Genomic DNA, 19,060 nt, shown 5'->3' with positions numbered 1-19,060 from the left:
GCGGGGCCGGTTCGTGACTGTGCCGCCACCCGCGGCCGGCCCGTGACGATCACGGGTCAGGGCTCCCATCGGGGCCGGCCGCGGGGGTATTCGGGGGGCGTCAGCCCAGGCGCCGCACCAGCGCGTGGTATTCGTCCCACAGTTCCTTCGGTGTGTGGTCGCCGAAGGTGTTGAGGTGCTCGGGAACGAGGGAGGCCTCCTCCCGCCACACCTCCTTGTCGACGGTGAGCAGGAACTCGAGGTCGGCGTCGGCCAGTTCGAGGCCCTTGGTGTCGAGGGCCGCCTTGGTCGGAAGGACACCGATCGGCGTCTCGACGCCCTCGGCCCTGCCCTCCAGCCGCTCCACGATCCACTTCAGGACCCGGCTGTTCTCGCCGAAGCCGGGCCAGACGAACTTGCCCTCGTCGTTCTTGCGGAACCAGTTGACGTAGTAGATCTTCGGGAGCTTCGACTGGTCCTTGCCCTTGGCCACGTCGACCCAGTGCCCCATGTAGTCGCCCATGTTGTAGCCGCAGAACGGCAGCATGGCGAAGGGGTCGCGGCGCAGCTCACCGACCTTGCCCTCGGCGGCGGCGGTCTTCTCGGAGGCCACGTTGGCGCCCAGGAAGACGCCGTGGTTCCAGTCGAAGGACTCGGTCACCAGCGGTACGGCGCTGGCGCGGCGGCCACCGAACAGGATCGCCGAGATCGGCACGCCCTTGGGGTCCTCCCACTCGGGCGCGATGATCGGGCACTGCGCGGCGGGGGTGGTGAAGCGGGCGTTGGGGTGGGCGGCCGGGACGTCGGACTCCGGGGTCCAGTCGTTGCCCTTCCAGTCGGTCAGGTGCGCCGGAGTCTCCTCCGTCATCCCCTCCCACCAGATGTCGTTGTCGTCGGTCAACGCCACGTTGGTGAAGACCGAGTTGCCCCACAGCGTCTTCATCGCGTTGGCGTTGGTGTGCTCACCGGTGCCGGGCGCGACCCCGAAGAAGCCGGCCTCGGGGTTGATGGCGTAGAGGCGGCCGTCCTCGCCGAAGCGCATCCAGGCGATGTCGTCGCCGATCGTCTCCACGGTCCAGCCGGAGATCGTCGGCTCCAGCATGGCGAGGTTGGTCTTGCCGCAGGCGCTCGGGAAGGCGGCGGCGACGTACTTCGACTCACCCTGCGGCGGGGTCAGCTTGAGGATGAGCATGTGCTCGGCGAGCCAGCCCTCGTCGCGGGCCATCACCGACGCGATGCGCAGGGCGTAGCACTTCTTGCCCAGCAGGGCGTTGCCGCCGTAGCCGGAGCCGTAGGACCAGATCTCGCGGGACTCCGGGAAGTGCGAGATGTACTTGGTGGAGTTGCACGGCCAGGGAACGTCCTCCTGGCCCTCCTCCAGCGGCGCCCCGAGGGTGTGGACGGCCTTCACGAAGAAGCCGTCGGAGCCGAGTTCTTCGAGGACCGGCTGTCCCATGCGGGTCATCGTGCGCATGGAGACCGCGACATAGGCGGAGTCGGTGATCTCGACGCCGATCGCGGACAGGTCCGAGCCGAGCGGGCCCATGCAGAACGGGACGACGTACATCGTCCGGCCCTTCATCGAACCGCGGAAGACGCCCTTCTCCCCGGCGAAGATGTCCCGCATCTCCCCCGGTGCCTTCCAGTGGTTCGTCGGCCCCGCGTCCTCCTCCTTCTCGGAGCAGATGAAGGTGCGGTCCTCGACGCGCGCGACGTCGGTCGGGTCGGAGGCCGCGTAGTAGGAGTTGGGGCGCTTGATCGGGTCGAGCTTCTTGAAGGTGCCCTTCGCCACGAGCTCCTCGCACAGGCGCTCGTACTCCGCTTCGGATCCGTCACACCAGACCACGTTGTCCGGCTGGGTCAGTTCGGCGATCTCGTTCACCCACGAGATCAGTTCCTTGTGCTGGGTGGGGATGACGGGGGGAGCCGCGATGTCGCGCGCCACGATTGCTCCTAGATGAGGGATTTTTTGTTTGGAGGCCCCGTGGGGGCTGCGACCCGGATGCTTCACGTGCCTTTTCGGTGGCTCGTGCCTTTCGGTGGTGACCTTGGCGCTCATCCGGTGCCGACCGCACTCATCTGATCATCCGACGCGAGCGCCCATCTGTCCAGAAGGCGTCACAGGTGAGCGGAGTGAGGATCGCCACGCTCTCTTTGTGCACAGCACGTTTATTTGCGTGCACGTAGCGTTCAGCCAGCTGTTTCTTTACTGGTCAACTCCCGTGAGACGATGGCCACTCTTGGCCGTTCCTCACGTCGTACTCATGCGTAACTTACGGTCCCGTAGGTACGATGCCGGGCATGACGCCGCCCGCCCACGACGCCGAAGCACCCTCCCTGCCGCACCAGATCAAGCAGCACGCCCAGGAGCTCGCCGAGCCGATCAAGCCCAAGCTGCGCGGCTGGCTGCACCTGGGGATGTTTCCGGCCGCACTCGTCTCGGGCCTGGCCCTCACCGCCCTCGCCGACTCCACCAGAGGACGCATCGCCTGCGGGATCTTCGCCCTGACGGCCTGCCTGCTGTTCGGCGTGAGCGCGCTGTACCACCGGGGCGACTGGAGCCCCCGCATGGACGGCGTCCTGCGACGGCTGGATCACGCCAACATCTTCCTGATCATCGCGGGCACCTACACCCCGCTGACCATGCTGCTCCTGCCGGGAGCCAAGGGTCAGTGGCTGCTGTGGAGCATCTGGGCCGCCGCACTGGCCGGAATCCTCTTCCGGGTCTTCTGGGTCGGCGCCCCGCGCTGGCTCTACACCCCCTGCTACATCGCGATGGGCTGGGCCGCCGTCTTCTTCCTGCCCGACTTCATGCGCGCGGGCGGTGTCGCGGTCCTCGTCCTGGTCGTCGTCGGCGGCCTGCTCTACAGCGCGGGGGGCGTGATCTACGGCATCAAGCGCCCGAACCCGTCACCGCGCTACTTCGGCTTCCACGAGGTCTTCCACTCCCTGACCCTGGCCGCGTTCATCGTCCACTACGTCGGGATCTCACTCGTGGCATACCAGCACGGGTAGCACCCCCACCTCTTCGCAGGGCCACGGCTTGAGAGCCGTGGCCCTTTTTCGTTGACAGCAACTCTATATTGACATGAACCATCTTTTGCGAGCTACTCTCATTTCATGGAAACTCTCACTCCGGACCCCCGCCGCTGGTGGGCTCTCGGTGCCCTCGTCGCGAGCATGCTGACGCTCGGCTTCGACACCACGATCCTCAACGTGGCGCTGCCGACGATGGCCGCCGACCTCGGCGCCAGCACCGGTCAGCAGCAGTGGATGGCGGACGCCTACGTCGTCGTCTTCGCGGCGCTGATGCTCCCCGCCGGTCTGCTCGGCGACCGCTTCGGACGGCGGCTGATGCTGATCGCGGGACTCGCGGTCTTCCTCGGCGGCTCGCTGATCGGCGCCCTGGCCGGGGACGTGAACTGGGTCATCGCCGCCCGGGCGTTGATGGGCGTCGGCGCCGCCCTGATCACCCCGCTCGCGCTCTCCGTACTGCCCACCCTGTTCGCCCACGACGAGCAGCCCAAGGCCAACGCCATCGTCTCCGGCGCCTCCGCGCTCGGCCTGCCACTCGGCCCGATCATCGGCGGCTGGCTGCTGAACCACTTCTGGTGGGGCTCGGTCTTCCTGGTCAACGTCCCGATGGCCGCCATCGGCATCGCCGCCTGCGTCTTCCTGCTCCCCGAGACCCGTGACCCCGCCTCCCCCAAGGTCGACACCGTCTCGACCGCCCTCACCGCGACCGGCCTCGGCGCCCTCATCTACGCGATCATCGAGGCGCCCGCCAAGGGCTGGGGCGACCCCCTGGTGCCGGCCATGTTCGTGGCCGCCGTTGCCCTCATCGCCGCCCTGGTGGTGCGGGAACGCCGGGTCGAACGCCCCATGCTCGACATGACCCTGCTCACCCACCGCGGCTTCCTCTTCAACACCATCGCCGCCACCCTGGTGATGTTCGTCCTGTCCGGCCTGCTGTTCGTGCTGCCGCCCTACCTCCAGGCCGTCCTCGGCAACGACGCGTTCGGCACCGGCGTACGCCTGCTGCCGATGATGGGCGGCATCCTCATCGCCTCCCGCACCGCCCCACAGGCCGTCACCCGCTTCGGCGCCCGCGCCACGGTCAGCGCCGGCCTGGTGGTGCTCGCGTTCTCCGCGCTCCTCGCCAGCCGTACGACAACCGACTCCGGCTACGGCTTCACCGCCCTGTGGCTCTCCATCACCGGACTCGGCTTCGGCTTCTCGCTCATGCCCGCCATGGCCGGGGCCCTCGGCGCCCTCCCCCGTGACCGCGCCGGCAGCGGATCCGGGCTCCTCATGACCATGCGTCAGGTCGGCGGCGCGATCGGCATCGCCCTGCTCGGCAGCCTGCTCGCGAGCACCTACCGGGACCGCCTCGACGTCACCGCGCTGCCCGCGCAGGCCGCCGACACCGCCGGAGAGTCCGTGGTCGCGGCCCACATCGTCGCCGAGAAGACGGGCTCCGCGGAACTGCTGGCCTCCGCGAACAGCGCCTACGTCCACGGCATGGGCGTCGTCATGCTGGTCTGCGGCCTCGCCGCCCTCGTATCGGCACTGCTCGCCGCCGCGTTCCTGCCGGGCACACCCCGACCGACCAAGACCTCCACGGCCCCGGACATGGCTGTCGAGGAGGCCGATGCCCGACAATGAACTCATGACGGCCGCACGCTCCCCCCTCCCCCCCGCCGACCGCCCCCAACTGGGCCTTCGTGAGCGCAAGAAGATCAAGACCCGCGAGGCGATCCGCACCGCGACCTACGCGCTGATCAAGGAGCAGGGGTACGACGCCACGACCGTCGAGCAGATCGCCGAGCGCGCCGAGGTGTCACCGTCGACCGTCTTCCGCTACTTCCCGACCAAGGAGGACATCGTCCTCACGGACGAGTACGACCCCCTGATGCTGGAGGAACTGCGGGCCCGGCCCGCGGACGAGTCGTGGATGGACTCGATGCGCCACGTGATGCGCATCGCCATCCAGGGCAACCTGGCGGAGGACCCCGACGTGGCCCGGATGCGCGCCCACCTCGGGGTCCAGGTCCCCGCGGTCCGCGCCCGGATGCTCGAGAGCATGTCGGAGACCGGACGCATGCTCCGCCAGGCCCTCGGCGAGCGCTCCGGCCTGGACCCGGACAGCCTCGAAGTGCGGGTCTGCGCGATGTCCCTCATCGGCGGCCTCGTGGAGGTCTCCCTGTACTGGGCGGAGAACGACTTCGAGGGCGAGCTGAGCGACCACCTGGACCACGCCCTGGACGTCCTGGAACACGGCCTGCCCCCGAAAAAGCCCTGAGCCCGCTCCCCCCTCCCATGCCATCCTGACCAGGTGAACGGTCCCGAGATCCACGTCGAGTTCGCCCCCGGCCTGGCCGTGTTCGTCGCCGGCGGCCGCCGCCGGGGCCGCACCGCCCTCACCACCGACGGCTCCGCCTCCCTCGGCCACGTCGTCGAGTCGACCGGCGTCCCGCTGACCGAGGTGGGCGCCCTGCGGGTGAACGGCCGCGAGGTCCCGCCGTCGTACGTCCCCTCCGCGGGCGACACCGTGGACGTCCACCCGGTCGCCCGCCCCCAGCAGGTCCCCGGCGCCCCGCTCCGCTTACTCCTCGACGTCCACCTCGGCACCCTCGCCCGCCGCCTGCGCCTCCTCGGCGTCGACACGGCCTACGAGTCCACCGACATCGGCGACCCGGCCCTCGCCGCCCGCTCGGCCACCGAGAAACGCGTCATGCTCAGCCGCGACCGGGGCCTCCTGCACCGCCGCGAACTCTGGGCGGGCGCCTTCGTCTACAGCACCCGCCCCGAAGACCAACTCCACGACGTCCTGGACCGCTTCCGTCCCGCGCTCCATCCCTGGACCCGGTGCACGGCCTGCAACGGCCTGCTGCGAGAGGCCACCAAGGACCAGGTGGCAGACCAACTGGAGCACGGAACGGAACGCTCGTACGACGTCTTCGCCCAGTGCGAGGACTGCGGCCGCGCGTACTGGAAGGGCGCACACCACGACCAGCTGAAGGCGATCGTGGACAGCGTCCTGGCCGAGTTCGCGCCTCCGACCTAGGGGCGCGGGACCGTATCGTTTTGCGGCTCCGCCGCGGGGCGCGACAAGCCACGACGGCGCGCCAGACGCCTAACCCCCAAGTGCCACCCGCAACGCATCCGCGTCAGTCGTAGGCGCATCACACGTGAAGTGCCGGCAGACGTACGCGGTGGGTTCACCGTCGACGAGCACCCGGTCGGCAAGCAGCGGCAGCTCATCGCTGTCCGGAGTCCCGAAGGCGACAACCGCCCCCGGCGCAGTCCCCAGAAGTGCCGTACGGTGCAACGCCTTCGTGCCGGCGTCGGCGAGCGACGGCCCCACGACCGCCACCTCCCTCGGCCCGTCGAGCTGGGCCTCCGCCACCGCCAGCCCCCACCCCACGAACCGCGGCACCCGGGGCCCGAGCGCCTTCACCACCCCGAGCGCCTTCTCCGCGGCGGCCCGATGAGGCTCGGCCCCGGTCTGCGCGGCATAACCCAGCAGCGCGCCCGCCGCCGCCGTCCACCCGGAGGGCACCGCGTTGTCGGTCGGATCCTGCGGCCGCCGGATCAACCGCTCGGCATCCGCGGCGGTGTCGAAGAGCGCCCCCTCCTCCCCGGTGAACCGGGTCAGCACATGGTCGAGCAGGAACCCGGCGAAGTCGAGCCAGACGCCCTCCCCGGTCACGGACGCGAGCGCGAGGAAGCCCTCGGCGACATCGGCGTAGTCCTCCAGCACCCCGGCGTTCGCACCGACGTGGCCGTCCTTGCTGGTACGGGACAGCCGGGCCTGCTCGTCCAGATGCAGCCGTACGAGAAGATCGGCGGCCCCGAGCGCGGCGTCCACCAGGTCGGGCCGGTCGAAGTACGCGCCGGTCTCGGCGAGCGCGGCGATCGCGAGCCCGTTCCAGGCGGCGACGACCTTGTCGTCCCGGCCGGGGGCGGGGCGCTGCGCGCGGGCGTCGAGCAGCCGCCGCCTGATCGACTCGATCTTCTCCGCGTCGAACACCGTGTCCTGCTGCGGAAGTTGCAGCACGGACTGACCGTGCTCGAAGGTGCCCTCCTCGGTGACCCCGAAGTACTGCGCGGCAAGGTCCGCGTCCTGGTCCCCGAGCACCTCGCGCAACTGCTCCGGCGTCCACACGTAGTACGCGCCCTCGACGTGCTTGCCGGTGCCGTCGTCGCTGTCGGCGTCGAGCGCCGAGGCGAACCCGCCCTCGGCAGTGCGTAGTTCACGGACCATGAAGTCGGCCGTGTCGAGCGCGACCCGGCGGGCGAGGTCTGAGCCGGTGGTGCGCCAGAGGTGGGCGTAGACGCGGCACAGGAGGGCGTTGTCGTACAACATCTTCTCGAAGTGCGGGATCACCCAGTCGCGATCGACGGAGTACCGCGCGAACCCGCCGCCGAGCTGGTCGTGGATCCCGCCGCGCGCCATCCGCTCACAGGTGTCCTGCGCCATCTGGAGGGCGCCGTCGGAACCGGTGCGGGCGTGGTGCCGGAGCAGGAACTCGACGACCATGGACGGCGGGAACTTCGGCGCCCCGCCGAATCCGCCGCGCTGCGGGTCGTACTCGCGGGTGAGCCCGAGGAGTGCCTGGGCCAGCTCCTCCTCGCCGGGCGCCTGCGAGTCGCCGTAGGAGATCTCCCGTCCGGCCAGGTCCCGCACGATCTTCCCGGCGACCTCGGCGACCTCGTCCCGCCGGTCGGTCCAGGCGGCGCGGACGCCCTCCAGGACCTGCCGGAAGGAGGGCATGCCCTGGCGGGGGGCCGGCGGGAAGTAGGTGCCGAAGTAGAAGGGTTCGGCCTCCGGCGTGAGGAACACCGTCATGGGCCAGCCGCCCTGCCCGGTGGCGGCCTGTACGGCCTCCATGTAGACGGCGTCGACGTCGGGGCGCTCTTCTCGGTCGACCTTCACGCTCACGAAGTGCTCGTTGAGGAATTCTGCGGTGGCCCGGTCCTCGAAGGACTCGTGGGCCATGACGTGGCACCAGTGGCAGCTCGAATACCCCACGCTCAGCAGAACGGGTTTGTTCGCCTTCCGCGCCTCCTCGAAGGCCTCGGCCGACCAGGGCCACCAGTCGACGGGGTTGTCGGCGTGCTGGAGGAGGTAGGGGGACGTCTCGTGGGCCAGTCGGTTCGGCATGGGGTCCATCCTGCCGCAGTACCCCGGGGATCGGGCGTCAGGCGGGCCGCGGACGGTGACGTCGGGTTTCCGGCCCGCTCACCGGCACCTGTGATGGTGGTCTACGCGGTTGTGTGCTCGGTCCCAGAGCCGCCGTGTCGATGTGGAGCACGCTCGCCCTCTCGCCCCGATGCCCGGTCCGCAGCACACTTGACCAAGAAAGCCGTTGCCGCCGGAGGGGGAAGTGACATGCGGGACAGCCATCGGGCGGAAGCCGAAGGGCTGTTGGCCCGGGCCGTGGAGGAGGAGGTGCGGCGGTCCGGCGGGCGGACCGACGGCGCCGTGCTGCTGTCGCGGGCCCGTGGCTCGCTGGACGCGATGGCGCAGACGGCCGCGGAGGAGTACGAGGCCTACACGAGCGCGCTCGACGAGGCACAGGCTGGTCAACTCACCTTCAGGCAGCGGTACTCCAAGGAGGCGTCCGGAACTCCCATGCTGGTGGCGGGAGTTGCCGCACTGGCGGCCGCCGTGGCCGACCTCGCGCTCGGCACCGACGCGGGCACGGCACTCGGCGCGGGCGTGGCCGTGGGTGTCGTGGGCGCGGCGGCGACCGTGGTGAAGGTGGCCGGCTCGCATCTGCCGGCCGCGCACCACCGGGCGGGCGCGATCGGCCAGCCCGGTGGTCCGGAGCAGCTGAGGCTCCAGTGGCTGACGGCCCTGGAGGTACGGGGCATCCGTCCCTTCCTCGACCAGCAGCGGGTGCTGAGCGCGTCCACCGGCCCGAAGAAGGCGGGCCCGCGACTGCGCGGTACGGACAAGAGCGCGGCGGCCCGGGGCAGGAGCGTACTGGAGCAGTCGTTCGGCCAACTCCCCGAGCCGCTGGGCGAGTTCGCGGACCGGCGGACGGAGATGGGCCGGATCCGGCAGTGGGTGCAGGCCTCGCGCGCGACCACCGAGACCCGTCCCACGGTGGTCGTGCTGCACGGACCGCCCGGCAGCGGCCGTACGGCACTCGCGGTCCGCGCGGCCCACGACCTCAAGGACTATTTCCGCGGCGCCTGCGTGGTGGACCTGCGCGGCGACAGCCCGGAGGAGTCCCCGCTCTCCACCCGCGACGCGCTGCTGCATCTGCTGAACCGGCTCGGTGCCCCGCGCGAGCAACTGCTGTTCCGTGAGCGTTCCTCACCGGACCAGCAGGTCAAACGGCTGAGCGAGCTGTACCACCAGCATCTCAGAGGCCTGCCGGTGACGATCGTGCTGGACGACGCCTCGGACACCGAACAGGTCCGCGTCCTCGTCCCCGAGCGCTCCGACAGCCTGGTCCTGGTCACCGCGCGCGAGCCGCTCAACCTGCCGCCGGACCTCGCCGCCCAGGTGTACGAACTCCCGGTCGCCGCCCTGGACTCGGCGGGCGCGGAGGAACTCCTGGACGCGGCAGCGCAGTCGGCCACGGGACCGTACGACGCCCAATCCTCCGATCTCATCAGGGAGTTGTGCGGTGGTCTGCCCCTGGCCCTGCGCATAGCCGGTTCCTCGCTGGGCCCCCGCTCACCCCGCCAACTGGCCACGGACCTCGGCGCCTACGGCCCGGTCGAGCCCATCGAGCGGGTGCTCTGGCTGCGTTACACCGATCAGTCGGAGCCGGCCCGCAGGCTGCTGCGCCGGCTCGCGCTGGCCGGCCGCGCCTCCCTCGGCGCCGCCGCGGCCGCCGCGCTGCTGGCCACCGACGAGACGGAGGCGACCCGGCACCTGGTCGCGCTGGCCCGCGCGGGCCTGATCGACAACGTGCGCGGCAGCCGTTACCGCGTCCACGACGTGGTCCGCGCCTTCGCCCAGGCCAGACTGCTGGACGAGGAGGAAGCGGCCGAGCGCACGGCCGCGCAGGAGCGGCTCATCGTCAACTACGCCGACCTCGCCGACTCCGTGCTGCGCCTGGTCGACGGAAACATGTCGACCCGGTCCGACCGTTTCAGCCCGCACGGCTTCACCTCCCTCGACGAGGCGCTGCGCTGGCTGGACGACGAGTCGAGCTTCATCACGGCGGCGCTGCGGCATGCGGAGGGCGTCAACCAGGCGGCGGTCCTGAACCTCCTGGGCGCGCTGTGCGACTACTGCCTTCTGCGCGGCGACCTCTACCGCCTGGGCGAGATCAGCGAGTTGGCGCAGGCGGTGGACCAGGGGCTGCTGGTCCGCTCGGTGCAGTGGCGTACCGGCATCGCCGCCCGCCAGCTGGGCGAACTGGACAAGGCGCGCACGACGCTCACCTCCGTGGTCGACCTGTACATGGAGGCCCACCACGACGCGGGCGCGGCGAGGGCGCTGTGCTCCCTGGGCATCACGCTGCACCACCAGGGCCAGCTGACGGAGGCGGCGGCAAGGCTGGAGGAGGCCCTGCGCCTGCAGTCCGTCCCCGAACTGGCCACGGACCGCGCCTGGACGATGCACGCCCTGGCGGCGGTCGAACGCGACCGCGGCCGCGTCGCCGAGTCCCTGGACCTCCTCACCCGCTCCCTGGACCTCCACCGCGCCGGCGAGTCCGTCCACGGCGAGGCCTGGGCGCACTTCCAGCTCGGCCAACTGGCCCTGCGGATGGGTGACATACCGCGCGCGGAGGCGGAACTGCGCACCGCCCTCGACCTGTACGGCCGTACCCGCGACGCCCGGGGCGAGGCGTGGGCGCTCACCCAGCTGGCCCGGGCCCGTCTGGTGGCCGGGGACCCGTCCGCGGCGGTGGACGGGCTGCGCCAGGCGGCCTCCCGCCACCGCGACAGCGAGGACGCGCGGGGCGAGGCGTGGACGGTGTACTACCTGGGCCAGGCGCTGGAGGAGACGGGCAACCTGGACCTCGCGGTCCGTGAACTGGAACGCTCGCGCACGATGTTCTCCCGCATGCGGGACGTCTACGGTCTGGCCTGCGCCCGCCACCACTCGGCCCGCGTCACGCGCGACCAGCGTGCCGCCCAGACCGGCTCGCTGCGCAACTCCGGCTTCGCCCGTCAGCTCCTGGTCGACGCCCGCGCCGACTTCCAGCGCATCGGCGTCGCCCACGGCGAGGCCTGGACCTGCCTCGAACTGGCCGTGGTGGACGCGGGCAACGGTCGCACTCCCCAGGCCCTGACCCTCTGCGACGACGCGATCACCCTCTTCACCTCCTACGGCGACCGCCGCGGCGAGGACTGGGCCCGCTTCCTGCGCTGCACGCTGCTGCCGTATGCGGCGGCGGGCGGGGTGGAGGTGGGTTCGGCGGTGGCCCAGGAGGAACTCGCCGAGCTCGGCCGACGCGGCCACGCCACCCGGGACGGCAAGCTGGACGACTACGTGGAGGCGTACGCCCTGCTGCTGGAACGAGGCGTGAACCTGGAGGCAGGCTGGCAGGCCTGGCGCCTGGGCATGGTCCCGAACCGGCATGCGCGGGAGGTCATGGGGGTGGCGTCCACGGCTGCACGCTGAGACGGGGCCCTGCGGGGCGGGGGCGGAGGCGGGGGCGGGGGCGGGAACCGGGAGCCGTTACCCGTGAGCCGACAGCCGGGGTCGGCGAACCGAGGACCGACCGTCGGACCCCGGGAACCCAGAACCGCAAACCTACGGCCGGGTCGGAAACCGAGAGCCGGAGCCCGGGAACCCAGAACCGGAAACCGAAAGCTCGGGTCCGGTACCCAGAGCGGGAGCCGACGACCGGAGGGCCGACCTGGGACCGGGGACGGCGGCCAGCGGCCGGGGGACCGACGGCCGGAGGGCGGGGGGCCGGCGGCCGGGAACTGGCGGCTGGCGGCTGGCGGCCGGGGACCGGGAACCGACGGCCGGGGCCGGGGGCCAGCGGCCGGGGGCCGAGGGCCAGCAGCCGGAGACCCGGGACCGGGAACCGACAGCCGGGGCCGGGGACCAGCGGCTGGCGGCTGGCGGCTGGCGACCGGGAACCGACAGCCGGGGGGCCGGGGGGCCAGGGACCAGCGGCCAGAGGCCGGGGGCCGAGGGCCAGCGGCCGCGGACCGACGGCCGGAGGGCCGGGGACCAGCGGCCGCGGACCGACGGCCGGACGGCCGGGGACCAGCGGCAGGAGGGCCGGGGACCAGCGGCTGGCGGCTGGCGGCTGGCGGCCGGCGGCCGGGAAACGACAGCCAGGGCCGGAGGGCCGGGGACCAGCGGCCGGGGGCCGGAGACCGGCGGCCGGAGACCGGAGACCGGAGACCGCGCACCAGAACATGCCGTACCCCCTGCCGCAGCCCGTCGTCGCGATGTACGCGCGGCACGACCGGGCCACCGGCCGGCGGCCACGTGCCAGCCGGAAGAGGGCCCCGGCCGGTCTCAGGGGACCTTCGCCGGACGGACCCGCTGGTCTGAGGCCCCGTGGTCTCAGCCCTTCGCCGGTGACGCCTTGCCGGAGGAGCCCGTGGTGGTGCCGTCCTCGGCGGGCCCCTCGTCCGGGGACTCCTCGAACTTGACCTTGCCCATGTGCTTGCTCATGGACTTCATCAGGGCCCACACCGCCAGGGCCATCGCCGCGAAGACGATGAACCCGAGGACGCCGGGGGTCACCTTGTCCTCGTCGACCTCCTGGGCGAGGGTCGCGAGGTGCGTCATTGCCAGGCTTGCGCTTGCGCTCATGTCAGGCATTGTCCCGGACGCCCGCAAAGAGGTCGTCCTCGGGGAGGGACGTATCGACGAGGGACTTCGCGAGCTCGTACTCCTCCGTCGGCCACACCTCCTTCTGGAGGTCCAGCGGGACCTTGAACCAGCCGCCGTCAGGGTCGATCTGGGTGGCGTGCGCGATCAGGGCCTTGTCACGGATCTCGTAGAACTCCGCGCACGGAATGTGCGTGGTCAGCGTGCGGTCGCGCATCGGCGACTCGTCCCAGCGCTTGAGCCAGTCCCCGTACGGCGACTCCATGCCCCGCTCGATCAGCGCGTGGTGCAGCGCCTCGGTGCGCGGCCGGTTGAAGCCCTGGTTGTAGTACAGCTTCTGCGGCTGGTACGCCGGGCCGAACTCGGACTCCGGGAACTTCTCGGTGTCCGCCGCACCCTCGAACGCCACCATCGAGATCTTGTGGGTCATGATGTGGTCGGGGTGCGGGTAGCCGCCGTTCTCGTCGTAGGTGGTGATCACCTGGGGACGGAAAGTGCGGATCTGCTTCACCAGCTCGCCGGCCGCCTTGTCGACGTCCTCCAGTGCGAAGCAGCCCTCGGGCAGCGGCGGCAGCGGGTCACCCTCGGGCAGACCGGAGTCGACGAAGCCGAGCCACTCCTGCCTGACACCCAGGATCTCGCGAGCCTCGTCCATCTCCTTCTTGCGTACCTCGTGGATGTGCTCCTCGATGTACTTGTCCCCCTGCAGCTTCGGATTGAGGATGGAGCCGCGCTCCCCGCCCGTGCAGGTCACGACCAGCACGTCCACCCCCTCGGACACGTACTTCGCCATGGTGGCCGCGCCCTTGCTCGACTCGTCGTCGGGGTGGGCGTGCACGGCCATCAGTCGCAGCTGGTCAGTCAAGACTCAATCCTCAGTAAGTCGGCGCCCCCGGTGTCTTCGGGTGCGAACGGCGGCTTCTATAGTGACCGAATCGGGGGGCGATAAATTCCACGGCCTTGGTTTCCCAGGGAGACGATCATGAGTACGGCGAGCACACAGCTGCCCGAGGGCCGCTACGGCCGCTCCTCGGACGAGCGCGCCGACCACAGACTCAAGATCGCCGGTGCCGTGCTCGGCGCCCTCCTGCTCGCGCTGATCGGTTACTTCGCCTATCACTACGTCGGCGAGAACAAGATCAGCGGCGAGGTGATCGCCTTCGACGCGAAGGCCTCCGCGGTCGAGGTGCATCTGGAGGTCCGCAAGGACTCCGGCGCCTCCGGCTACTGCACGATCCGCTCCCAGGCCGCGGACGGCGACGAGGTGGGCCGGGCCGACTTCCGCTTCGACGGCGACGCCACCCGCATCGACAAGGTCGTCACACTCCGTACGACGGCCCCGGGCACCACGGCCGAGCTGCTGGGCTGTCACGCCGACTGACATCACCCTCGATACGTAGCCGCTGGCCTGCGTCGACGTATTTCTGATGGCTTATGTCCTCCCCCTTCGGCTCCTGAATTGTTAGGCTCGTGGTTTCGCCCTTCCGTGAAGGAACATTCTTCTGGGTAGGGCGATGCTTTGTATTCCCAGTACCTACGAGGAGCACCTGTGACCCAGACCAGCGAAGACGTCACCTGGCTGACCCAGGAGGCGTACACCAAGCTCAAGGAAGAGCTGGCGTACCTGTCTGGTCCCGCGCGCGAGGAAGTCACCGCGAAGATCGCGGCCGCGCGCGAGGAGGGCGACCTGCGCGAGAACGGCGGGTACCACGCGGCCAAGGAAGAGCAGGGCAAGCAGGAGCTCCGCATCCGCCAGCTGACCCAGCTCCTGGAGAGGGCCAAGGTCGGTGAGGCTCCGGCGTCCGCCGACGGTGCGGTGGCGCCCGGCATGGTCGTGACGATCGCCTTCGACGGTGACGAGGACGACACCATGACCTTCCTGCTCGCCTCGCGCGAATACGCGAGCGCGGACATCGAGACCTACTCGCCGCAGTCCCCGCTCGGCTCCGGCGTCATCGGCCACAAGGTCGGCGAGGACGCGGAGTACGAACTGCCGAACGGCAAGAAGGCCTCCGTGACCATCCTCAAGGCCGAGCCCTACAACGGCTGACCCGGGCCGACGATTCGCCCTTGACGGACCCCCGGCGCCCCTGCGGCGCCGGGGGTCTTGTCATGCCGTGGCCGAGCGGTACTTGCGGACCGCGAGGGTCCTGAATATGACGACGATCAGGACCGAGTAGATCAGCGAGGCCCAGACCGGATGCTGCATGGGCCAGGCGGTCGAGGGGGACACTCCGGGATTGCCGAACAACTGGCGGCAGGCCTGGACCGTGGCACTGAACGGGTTCCAGTCGGCGACGTGCCGCAGCCAAGGGGTCATGCGGCTGGAGTCCACGAACGCGTTCGAGATGAAGGTCACCGGGAAGAGCCAGATCAGCCCTCCCGAGGTGGCCGCCTCCGGCGTCCGCACGGACAGGCCGATCAGAGCTCCGACCCAGGTGAACGCGTACCCGAGCAGAAGCAGCAGACCGAAGGCGCCGAGGACCTCACCGATGTTGGTGTGGGTGCGCCAGCCGACCAGCAAAGCGACCATGGCCAGCACGAACAGGGTCAGGGCCGTCTGCACCAGGTCGGCGAGCGTCCGCCCGGTGAGAACCGCCCCGCGGGCCATGGGCAGTGAGCGGAAGCGGTCGATGAGCCCCTTGTGCATGTCGTCGGCGATGCCGGCGCCGGCGCCCGCGGTGGCGAAGGTGACGGTCTGCGCGAAGATGCCGGCCATCAGGAACTCGCGGTAGACGGAGGAGTCCGTGGTACCGCCGATGTTCATGGAGCCGCCGAAGACAAGTGTGCGTGGGTGTGGTTCTGGTTACAGACCTCCCCGTCCCCGTCGCAGGTCTCCAGCTCCAGCGCCGCGAACCTCGGATCGATGCTGCCCCAGACTTCCATGGGGCAGGACCATGAGCGGTGGCACAGGGACCCCGCCAGAGCCCTTCAGAGCTTCCATGGCCGACGCCCAGGCGCCAGTAGTGCGCCAGACCTCCGCGCGCCGCCTGACCGCGCTCCAGGAGTTCCCGGACACCTCTACATCGCTCCATCGGGCAGCAGTCCGAAGCTTCCACAAGATCGCTTCGAACATCTCGCGCTTGGGTGTCCAGTTCTGGCGAGAGTTTGGAAGCACGGCATCAACCGTCTCCCACTCCGCATCGCTGATCTTGAGAGGCACCAGCGTGCCTGTCCCCCGGTGCCACTCCGTGAGGGGGTCGGCGATGCCCTTCCGGTGCGACTGCCCCTTGCCGGTCACGTGCACATGGACGTCCAGCAGATCAAGCAGGTCTCGACGCTGCACTGCCGTGAAGGACTCCATCTCGGTCGCCCGCTTCTCCACCAGGGCAATGATCTCGTCCGCGCGTTGCTGCTGCTCTTCGGCCTCCCTCAGCCAGCGAGCCACACGGTCACGTTCTTCGAGGAGTTCGCCTTCCTTAGCCCGGAGGGCCTGCTTCACTTCACGAATCGTGTCTTGGTCAATGCCGTCCCCCGCACCGTCGCCCATCTCGTCTTCGAAGAGCTGAGTGAGCTTGGCAAGAAGCTGGCCCTTGCGGCTGGTCCTCTTCTTCTCGATCTGCACGTCCAGCTCAGTGAGACGCCGCCGATACGTCTCGGCGCGGGCCGGGATCGCTCCCAACCAAGTTCCCGCGAGTGCCCTGAACTTGCTCACGTTGGACAGCAGAGCCTCAACCTCGGCCCAGACAGCTCTTTCGACGTCGGGCGCCGGGAGTTCCGCGCACTCACACTTCAGGCCCAGCCGCTTACCCATGCATCGGTAGTAACCAATGGGAGAGTCGACAGGCTTCGCTCCTGTGTAGTGGCCGCCGCACAGCGCGTGCAGTCGCCCCGTGAACAGGTAGTGAGTGAGATTCTTCTTCTTGAACGACCGCCGGTTGAGGGCCGCGCGAAGAGCTTCTACGCGCTTCGGATCGCTGATCGGACGGGGAACCTCGATCCGGAAGACCTCGAAGGTCTCCTCTTCGTCGTCCTCAGCCGTGCGCTCAATACGGAACTCCACATACCCGTCGAGCGCAGTCGAGTTGAGTCGCCTGGCGAGGTTCGTTCCGGTCCACGACAGGCCCTTACGGGAACGCAAGCCAAGCGTGTTCAGGTGCTCGGCGGCCTCATCCCGCGAGTAGCCGAGGTCCACGATCAGATTCGTGGCGATGTCGATCACGCTCACCTCGTCCTCGCAGAGGACGGGAATCGCCTTGCTGCCCTTGCCGTTGAGGGCCACGCCGTATGGGGGCTGCCCAAGAGGCCAGCCACCGGCAGCCAACTTCTGGTCACGGCCGCCCATGGTTCGCTCGAGGATGAGGGTGTGTTCCAACTCCGCCATGTACGACAGCAGGCTGAGCATGATGCCGAACAGTTCGTCGTCACTGTCCAGGCGACCATCCGCCGTGGCGACCCTGATCTTGTGATGCTTGGTGGCGTTGAACACCCAAAGGTGGATGTCCTCCATGGTCCGTCCGATGCGGTCCAACTTGCCGAACACGACGAGATCGATGAAGCCCTCTTCAATTGCCTCGGTCATCTCGTCGAGATCAGGCCTGGAAGCCTTCTTTCCCGACTCCCCACCATCAACGTAAATCTTGTAGATCTCGTACTTACCGGTGCCGACCGTGTAGTCGAGCCATGCTCTGCACTGCTTTTCTTGCGCATCGAGGCCGTATCCCTCAATCTGTTTTGCGGTCGATACGCGAAGGTAGATGGCTACCCGCATCACGCCCCGAGCGGTCCGACGCCCGCGCATGACGGTACTCTTCCCCATGTCAGTCCCTCCGTGACTGGCAGGCCGGTCCTTGACTGGCCTGGTCCCAGGGGGCGGCAACCCCCTGGGACCTCCATGTGGTGATGTCCCATCAGGATAGCCGCGCTGCCTGCTATTCGGCGGGCTTTCTTTGACAACCCCCCTTGTCCTTGTAGCCACTGGGCAGACGACTAAATAGGAGATCGGCCAGCCGTCGTTCTTCGCGATCACCCCACTCAACAGCTCGCCATCGAGAGGTCACTTCGCCAGGCTGTGGCTGCTTCTTGTTACGACAGCTCATTCACCCCACCTCTGTTCGTTCAGTACTTCGCGGGCGAACTCGCTATTTGAGACACGGTCTTCCGCGATTCCGACAGCGAGTAGGGCAGCGCCCAAGGTGTGACCGGAGCCGAGGTAGCGCCAGTGCCGTTCGGTGACCGCATCGGGCATGTCTGCCTGGCCCATGTGGTGGGCGCGTTCGGCGCGGAGTGCTGCGTAGGTGGTGGAGTAGGCGCGGGATTTGGTGAGGATGTGGCCGCGGTAGCCGAGGGTGTGTGCCCAGTCCCGCAGGCGCAGGAAGGCGTACTCCGGCAGGGCGCCGAGGCGCCAGCAAGTCCGCTTCGCGAGCCAGGCGACGAACTCATGGGTGCCGCCTCCGGAGTCGGTACGGATCAGAGTCTGGCGTCCCCGCCGGTACTTCTTCGGCAGCTGGGCCAGAGCGAGTTGGGCCGTGGCAATGTGGTCGGCGGCGGTGTTGCTGCCCGCGTTGCCCGGCCTGAGCAGGCCGGCCACCGGTTCTCCGCTGCCACTGCTGCCGTGATCGACGAAACCCATCAGGGGATGGTGGCCGAAGGTCTTCTTCCAGGTCGCGGTGGCGTCCTGCTTCTCGGAGTGAGACAGCACGAGCACCCCGTCCAGGTCCACGATCACCTGCCCTGCGGCGTCCGGGGCCGCGCTCTTGGCCACGCTCCAGACGTGCTCACGCGCTTCGGCCCGCGCGGCCCGTATCGCGGACAGGGCCTTCGTCCCGGCCGCGGCGAGGGTGTCGATGAGCCGGGAGACCGTCGGGTCGGAGGCCACCGGCCCGAACACGGGCGGCTCGGCCCGCAGCATGGCGACATCGGCAAGACAGTCGCCGCCGAGCGCGACCGCGAGGGCCACGTCCAGCAGGATCTTGCCCGGATCGTGCACCGCCCTCGGACGTCGCCACGGCGTCAGCGCCGCAGATATCGCCTGATCCAGCCCGGACTTACGGACCGTCTCCAGCAACAGCACGGCCCCAGCCTGCGAGACCACCCCGCGACCTCCGCCCTCAGCGCGGACACGCGGGTACGACCCGATACGCTTCTTCACCTGGAAAGTGCCTCCGACAGGGGCGGGAACAAGGGCCTAGACAATCCTCATTCTCGCTGGTCAGAGGCACTTTCTGTTGTCCTGATCACCAGATGGACAGCCCACTTCGTGAAAGCGCGAGGCTAGTAGGACTCCGTTAGGTCTTCCTGTCCGGCCTGTTCGGGTGCATGTTGGGTTGGGTGGACGCACATGAAGTGAACCGTGTTCGGGCGAGGTTGGCG

The 19,060-nt window shown here is 69.4% G+C and carries 14 protein-coding genes; 7 read left to right on the top strand and 7 right to left on the bottom strand.

The genetic code is table 11. The features are described from left to right. Positions 1–100 precede the first annotated feature (100 nt). Positions 101–1,924, bottom strand: a complete 1,824-nt coding sequence (locus AB0D34_RS40230) for a phosphoenolpyruvate carboxykinase (GTP) (RefSeq protein WP_362671393.1) — start codon at positions 1,922–1,924, stop codon at positions 101–103. Between the two features lie 356 nt (positions 1,925–2,280). On the opposite strand from AB0D34_RS40230, the gene AB0D34_RS40225 reads away from it, so the two are divergent. The 4 genes from AB0D34_RS40225 to AB0D34_RS40210 all read left to right on the top strand — a co-directional run bounded on the left by AB0D34_RS40225 (position 2,281) and on the right by AB0D34_RS40210 (position 6,046). Next, positions 2,281–2,994, top strand: a complete 714-nt coding sequence (locus tag AB0D34_RS40225; RefSeq protein ID WP_362671391.1) for a hemolysin III family protein — start codon at positions 2,281–2,283, stop codon at positions 2,992–2,994. Positions 2,995–3,099: 105 nt separating this feature from the next. Further along, positions 3,100–4,644 (top strand): MFS transporter, encoded by a 1,545-nt coding sequence (locus tag AB0D34_RS40220; RefSeq protein ID WP_362671389.1) that lies wholly within the window; start codon positions 3,100–3,102, stop codon positions 4,642–4,644. A gap of 4 nt (positions 4,645–4,648) precedes the next feature. Next, the gene (locus AB0D34_RS40215) at positions 4,649–5,281 is read left to right on the top strand and encodes a TetR/AcrR family transcriptional regulator (protein WP_362671565.1); all 633 of its coding nucleotides are present in this window, start codon (positions 4,649–4,651) and stop codon (positions 5,279–5,281) included. 33 nt (positions 5,282–5,314) lie between these two features. After that, positions 5,315–6,046 carry a Mut7-C RNAse domain-containing protein gene (locus AB0D34_RS40210; protein ID WP_362671386.1) on the top strand — a complete coding sequence of 244 codons (732 nt, stop codon included), beginning with the start codon at positions 5,315–5,317 and terminating at the stop codon, positions 6,044–6,046. Positions 6,047–6,115: 69 nt separating this feature from the next. Here the strand turns inward: AB0D34_RS40210 and AB0D34_RS40205 are convergent, their stop codons facing one another. Next, the gene (locus AB0D34_RS40205; RefSeq protein ID WP_362671383.1) at positions 6,116–8,146 is read right to left on the bottom strand and encodes a thioredoxin domain-containing protein; all 2,031 of its coding nucleotides are present in this window, start codon (positions 8,144–8,146) and stop codon (positions 6,116–6,118) included. A gap of 228 nt (positions 8,147–8,374) precedes the next feature. Here AB0D34_RS40205 and AB0D34_RS40200 point away from each other — a divergent pair, with 228 nt between their 5' ends. Next, positions 8,375–11,575 (top strand): tetratricopeptide repeat protein, encoded by a 3,201-nt coding sequence (locus tag AB0D34_RS40200; RefSeq protein WP_362671380.1) that lies wholly within the window; start codon positions 8,375–8,377, stop codon positions 11,573–11,575. A 903-nt stretch (positions 11,576–12,478) separates the two neighbouring features. On the opposite strand, the gene AB0D34_RS40195 is transcribed toward AB0D34_RS40200, so the two are convergent. Together AB0D34_RS40195 and mca are read right to left on the bottom strand one after the other, a co-directional pair. Beyond that, positions 12,479–12,739 (bottom strand): hypothetical protein, encoded by a 261-nt coding sequence (locus tag AB0D34_RS40195; protein ID WP_362671378.1) that lies wholly within the window; start codon positions 12,737–12,739, stop codon positions 12,479–12,481. Then, positions 12,732–13,592, bottom strand: coding sequence for a mycothiol conjugate amidase Mca (gene mca, locus AB0D34_RS40190; protein WP_362671562.1), 861 nt, complete (start codon positions 13,590–13,592; stop codon positions 12,732–12,734). Before mca ends, AB0D34_RS40195 begins: the two co-directional genes overlap by 8 nt. A gap of 138 nt (positions 13,593–13,730) precedes the next feature. Between mca and AB0D34_RS40185 the strand changes: the two genes are divergently transcribed. After that, positions 13,731–14,129: a DUF4307 domain-containing protein gene (locus tag AB0D34_RS40185; RefSeq protein WP_362671376.1), complete on the top strand. Its 399-nt coding sequence runs from the start codon at positions 13,731–13,733 to the stop codon at positions 14,127–14,129. A gap of 168 nt (positions 14,130–14,297) precedes the next feature. Beyond that, positions 14,298–14,798 carry a transcription elongation factor GreA gene (gene greA / locus AB0D34_RS40180; RefSeq protein WP_362671373.1) on the top strand — a complete coding sequence of 167 codons (501 nt, stop codon included), beginning with the start codon at positions 14,298–14,300 and terminating at the stop codon, positions 14,796–14,798. A 60-nt stretch (positions 14,799–14,858) separates the two neighbouring features. On the opposite strand, the gene AB0D34_RS40175 is transcribed toward greA, so the two are convergent. The 3 genes from AB0D34_RS40175 to AB0D34_RS40165 form a co-directional block, all read right to left on the bottom strand. Beyond that, the gene (locus AB0D34_RS40175) at positions 14,859–15,515 is read right to left on the bottom strand and encodes an ABC transporter permease (RefSeq protein WP_362671371.1); all 657 of its coding nucleotides are present in this window, start codon (positions 15,513–15,515) and stop codon (positions 14,859–14,861) included. A gap of 39 nt (positions 15,516–15,554) precedes the next feature. Next, the gene (locus tag AB0D34_RS40170) at positions 15,555–17,507 is read right to left on the bottom strand and encodes a recombinase family protein (protein WP_362671369.1); all 1,953 of its coding nucleotides are present in this window, start codon (positions 17,505–17,507) and stop codon (positions 15,555–15,557) included. Positions 17,508–17,783: 276 nt separating this feature from the next. Further along, positions 17,784–18,839: a replication initiator gene (locus tag AB0D34_RS40165; RefSeq protein ID WP_362671366.1), complete on the bottom strand. Its 1,056-nt coding sequence runs from the start codon at positions 18,837–18,839 to the stop codon at positions 17,784–17,786. Positions 18,840–19,060: the final 221 nt, after the last annotated feature.

This window comes from Streptomyces sp. NPDC048420, assembly GCF_040651535.1.
GTDB lineage: Bacteria > Actinomycetota > Actinomycetes > Streptomycetales > Streptomycetaceae > Streptomyces.
This window is presented reverse-complemented; position numbering and strand designations above follow the sequence as displayed.

What these genes read in the sequence shown, in the direction of transcription:
- mca (WP_362671562.1), bottom strand. Translation starts at nt 13,592, where the DNA reads ATGGCCGTGCACGCCCACCCCGACGACGAGTCGAGCAAGGGCGCGGCC.
- AB0D34_RS40195 (WP_362671378.1), bottom strand. Translation starts at nt 12,739, where the DNA reads ATGCCTGACATGAGCGCAAGCGCAAGCCTGGCAATGACGCACCTCGCG.
- AB0D34_RS40200 (WP_362671380.1), top strand. Translation starts at nt 8,375, where the DNA reads ATGCGGGACAGCCATCGGGCGGAAGCCGAAGGGCTGTTGGCCCGGGCC.
- AB0D34_RS40220 (WP_362671389.1), top strand. Translation starts at nt 3,100, where the DNA reads ATGGAAACTCTCACTCCGGACCCCCGCCGCTGGTGGGCTCTCGGTGCC.
- AB0D34_RS40215 (WP_362671565.1), top strand. Translation starts at nt 4,649, where the DNA reads ATGACGGCCGCACGCTCCCCCCTCCCCCCCGCCGACCGCCCCCAACTG.
- AB0D34_RS40185 (WP_362671376.1), top strand. Translation starts at nt 13,731, where the DNA reads ATGAGTACGGCGAGCACACAGCTGCCCGAGGGCCGCTACGGCCGCTCC.
- AB0D34_RS40175 (WP_362671371.1), bottom strand. Translation starts at nt 15,515, where the DNA reads ATGAACATCGGCGGTACCACGGACTCCTCCGTCTACCGCGAGTTCCTG.
- AB0D34_RS40205 (WP_362671383.1), bottom strand. Translation starts at nt 8,146, where the DNA reads ATGCCGAACCGACTGGCCCACGAGACGTCCCCCTACCTCCTCCAGCAC.
- AB0D34_RS40225 (WP_362671391.1), top strand. Translation starts at nt 2,281, where the DNA reads ATGACGCCGCCCGCCCACGACGCCGAAGCACCCTCCCTGCCGCACCAG.
- AB0D34_RS40170 (WP_362671369.1), bottom strand. Translation starts at nt 17,507, where the DNA reads ATGGGGAAGAGTACCGTCATGCGCGGGCGTCGGACCGCTCGGGGCGTG.